The sequence below is a fragment of the Flavobacterium gawalongense genome, assembly GCF_007097265.1.
GTDB classification, from domain to species: domain Bacteria; phylum Bacteroidota; class Bacteroidia; order Flavobacteriales; family Flavobacteriaceae; genus Flavobacterium; species Flavobacterium gawalongense.
The window spans coordinates 1-3,882 of the sequence record NZ_VJZP01000067.1; the positions used below are offsets into that span (position 1 = coordinate 1).

Annotated in this window: 5 protein-coding genes; all 5 read right to left on the reverse strand. The window is 36.0% G+C overall.

The features are described 5' to 3' along the window. Nucleotides 1-1,309 (reverse strand): TolB-like translocation protein (locus tag FNW38_RS17180; RefSeq protein ID WP_144066731.1); only part of this gene is annotated, 1,309 nt, incomplete at its 3' end. 59 nt (nt 1,310-1,368) lie between these two features. Then, nucleotides 1,369-2,055 carry a tetratricopeptide repeat protein gene (locus FNW38_RS17185; RefSeq protein WP_144065084.1) on the reverse strand — a complete coding sequence of 229 codons (687 nt, stop codon included), beginning with the start codon at nt 2,053-2,055 and terminating at the stop codon, nt 1,369-1,371. Between the two features lie 57 nt (nt 2,056-2,112). Beyond that, nucleotides 2,113-2,493, reverse strand: coding sequence for a tetratricopeptide repeat protein (locus FNW38_RS17190; protein WP_185963170.1), 381 nt, complete (start codon nt 2,491-2,493; stop codon nt 2,113-2,115). 102 nt (nt 2,494-2,595) lie between these two features. Beyond that, nucleotides 2,596-3,504, reverse strand: a complete 909-nt coding sequence (locus FNW38_RS17195) for a PorP/SprF family type IX secretion system membrane protein (RefSeq protein WP_144065085.1) — start codon at nt 3,502-3,504, stop codon at nt 2,596-2,598. A 60-nt stretch (nt 3,505-3,564) separates the two neighbouring features. Continuing rightward, nucleotides 3,565-3,882 (reverse strand): gliding motility-associated C-terminal domain-containing protein (locus FNW38_RS17200; protein WP_185963171.1); only part of this gene is annotated, 318 nt, incomplete at its 5' end.

Consider the following 3,882-nt stretch of genomic DNA (forward strand, 5'->3'; position numbering starts at 1 on the left):
TTTCTCCATACAATAATTGTTCACAAGTAAGTCTTCTGGTTTCCAGGAATTTATAAATATCATCATAACCTTGCCCCCCATCTCTATTGGAGGAAAAAAAGCCTCTTCTGGATTTAGTGTCAATTAAATAGGCAAAATCATCTTTAGGGGAATTGGCATCCGCCCCTACATTTTGAACCTCATAGAAAGTACCGTCTGCATTTATTTTAGACACAAATATGTCCAGACCACCAAGACCGGGATGCCCGTCTGAGGCAAAATAAATCTCGTTTTCGTCAGTCACGAACGGGAAGGTTTCTCTTCCTTCGGTATTAATTGTGTTTCCTAAATTTTCAGGGGTTCCAAAACTCCCGTCATCATTTATCTTTACTTTAAATAAATCAGATTGTCCTAATGTTCCAGGCATATCAGAAGCAAAATACAGTGTTTTTTCGTCAGGACTTAATGCGGGGTGCGCCGTACTGTAGTTGTTGTTGTCAAAAGGCAGTTCGGTTATATTTGTCCATTGGTTGTTTTCGAAACTGGCCTTGTATATTTTTACTAAAGTAATACCACTGGCATCTTTTCCTTTTTTGTCTTCAAGAAAGTTGTTTCTTGTGAAATACATTGTTTTTCCGTCTTTGGTAAATGCGGGAGTAGACTCATGGAATCTTGATTTCACGTTTTTATCAAATTTATTAACCCCACCAGGAGTCATGGCATCTCCTAAGTCGGCAACATACAAGTTGGTGAAATATTGATTGGTCCATGCATGTTTTCTCTGTCCTAAACTACCGGTATCCCTAGCCGAGGCAAAGACAATTTTATTCAAATAAATGGAGCTTCCGTAATCAGAATATTTAGAGTTTATACCCGCATTTTCCACTTGGAATCTACCTGAATTTTCTTTGATCTTATCCAAATAACTCCTGTTGTTTTTGAAAAGTTTCCCTCTGGTATCGTTTCCTGACATCTGATTGAATTTTTCCAGCATCTCGTTGGCTTTGTCATTTTCACCGATGGATCTCAAGGATTGGGCATATCGGTAATAATATTCAGGTTCCACATCAGAAGTCATGGCAAATAATTCGCCATACCATTTAGCGGCTTGGTCGAGCTCGGCATTATAGTAATAGGAATTTCCCAATTTTTGATACATATCTGCCGATTTGTATCCTTTTTCTGCAAGCCTTTTGTAGGTTTTTATGGCATCTATATAAGCATAGTTGCCATATTTTTTTTCGGCTGCAGAAACTCTTGCTTTTTGGGCAAAACAGTTAAATGAAAAAACACTTACTATTGTTATAAAAAGGAGTATACTATTTTTCATAATGATTGTTTTTTAGAAGAATCTTAGTTTTATCAATTTATTGCAGTTTTTGAAATATATTATCTGGTATTGTTCCCGGATAATTGATTGAATTTCCCCAACATTTCATTGGCTTTGTCATTTTGACCTATGGCTTTCAAAGAATGTGCATAGCGGTAATAATATTCGGGTTCTAAATCAGAAGTCATGGCAAATAATTTGCCATACCATTTCACGGCCTTGTCCATCTCTGAATTATAGTAATAGGCGTTTCCCAATTTCTGAAATATCTCTACGGATTTGTATCCTTTCTCTGCCACTCTTTCATAGGTTTTTATCATAAATATGTAGGCATAGTCGCCATGTTTATTCGAAGAGTCTGTTACGCCTAAATTATAAGGTTTTAAGGTAGACTTTATCGAGTCTGTGATTGTTTCTACATGATAATCAGGTAGTTGTGTTTCTTTTTCAAAGCGCGGAGTTACAACTCTGGTGTTGTTTGGCCCTAAATCGTATGTGTTAACTAGGCTTGAGTCAGACACATTATAGGTAGTGGTGTACCCTCCAAATTTCATGTTGATGTTTTCTTTCACATGGTATACTTTTACAGTTCTTACAGGATTAGGAATCTTTTTTGACAGTATGTGACGCGTTATTTGTGTACTTTCCATTTTCTTGTCGGCTAGAGAAACCTTGGTTTTTTGTGCAAAACAGTTAAATGAAAAAACACTTATTATCGTTATGTAAAGGGGGATGTTATTTTTCATGATAATTGTTTTAGAAAAATCTGGGAGACGTAATTTTATTGTTGTTATTTAAATTTATTACCTAGTCTTAATTTCAGATAATTGATTGAATTTTTCCAGCATCTCATCGGCTTTGTCATTTTGACCTATAGCCCTCAAAGACTGGGCATATCGGTAATAATATTCAGGTTCGACATCTTGAGTCATGGTAAATAATTCGCCATACCATTTAGCGGCTTGGTCGAGCTCGGCATTATAGTAATAGGAATTCCCAAGTTTTTTAAACATATCTGTCGATTTGTATCCTTTTTCGGCAACCCTTTCATAGGTTTTTATGGCATCTATATTGGCAAAGTTTCCATATTTTTTTTCGGCTGTAGAAACTTTTACTTTTTGGGCATAACCGTTAAATGAAAATACAATTACTATTGTTATAAAAAGGAGCCTGGTAGTTTTCATATGTTATATTTTTATTGTTTTTTATCGGTCATATGTAATTCGCATATCGCTATCGGTGTTTGCATCGGATTTTCGTTATGCTCATTTCATGATGATTGTTTTTTAGAAGAATCTAGGGGTTGTCATTTTTTTGTTTTTGTTGAATAATTCATAGCGCAGGAATATTTCATGCGAACCGGAATTATAATTGTCTAAATTGGTCGTTTCAAGATCATAGCCGTACCCAATATATAAAGCATCAGAGATTTGAAAGCCAACATTTGCACTTAGGGCAGCACTCCATCGGTAAGCGACTCCAACAACAAATTTATCGTTAATCATAAAATTTCCGGATATATCTACCTGAAGCGGAGCACCTTCAACCATTTTGGTGAGCAGGGCAGGTTTGAATTTTGCAAAATTACTTAGATCAAACACATATCCGGCAATTAGGTAGTAATTTATTTTTTCTTTGAAAATAGCTACCTCATTATCATCATAACGGTTGGTTTCGATAAAATTAGGAACTGATAAACCCACATAGCCTTTATGGGAATGTAAATAGATACCGGCACCTATATTTGGTGAGAATTTATTATTAAAATCATGCAAACTAGGGTCGTCATCCACAGGATTTAATCGAGTAACGTCTAAATCGAATAGATTGGCGGTTGCTTTAATCCCAAACGAAAGTTTAACAGTCTCCGAAGTAGGAATGGTATAGGACAAATCAGCCGAGATCGTGTTCTCATGGGTAGGTCCAATTTTATCATTTATAATAGACACCCCCAATCCTAAACGACTCTCGTTAAAAGGTGTATTCACTGACACTGCATTTGTAACAGGTGCTCCATCGAGTCCAACCCATTGCGTACGATGCAAAGCAAATATACTCAAAGCTCCTCTCGATCCTGCATAAGCGGGATTGACATTTATTGTGTTATACATGTATTGTGTAAATTGTGCATCTTGTTGGGCATAACTTACAATTCCAGTAAACAGCAAAGCGAATAATAGTACTCTTGTCTTCATTTAGTTTATTGTTTTAAACCTGAGGGTTGATAGCCCCCAGGAGTTAGATTTGAGTTAGATTTATCTGGTAAGGTATAAATACCCGTCTTTTTTATTGGTTTGAACACCACCATTACCATCAATAGAAGTGTAATTCAGGATATAATAATAGGTTCCGGTAGGTAATCCAGAGGACTGGCTAATAGTTGTTCTACCTCTTGAGATTCCGTCAAAATAGTTGCTTTCATTGTCGTAGTTTCTAGTATCAAAAACCAAGACTCCCCAACGGTTGTATATTTCAACCGTATTGTCAATATAACAAGTGTCTGTTATGTTTTCTATTATGAATACTTCATTAATACCATCACCGTTTGGAGAGAAAGCGTTATGGACAATTAT

Bases quoted from the DNA above. Each gene is read 5' to 3' on its own strand.
- FNW38_RS17185 (WP_144065084.1), bottom strand. From the start codon at position 2,055: ATGAAAAATAACATCCCCCTTTACATAACGATAATAAGTGTTTTTTCA.
- FNW38_RS17190 (WP_185963170.1), bottom strand. From the start codon at position 2,493: ATGAAAACTACCAGGCTCCTTTTTATAACAATAGTAATTGTATTTTCA.
- FNW38_RS17195 (WP_144065085.1), bottom strand. From the start codon at position 3,504: ATGAAGACAAGAGTACTATTATTCGCTTTGCTGTTTACTGGAATTGTA.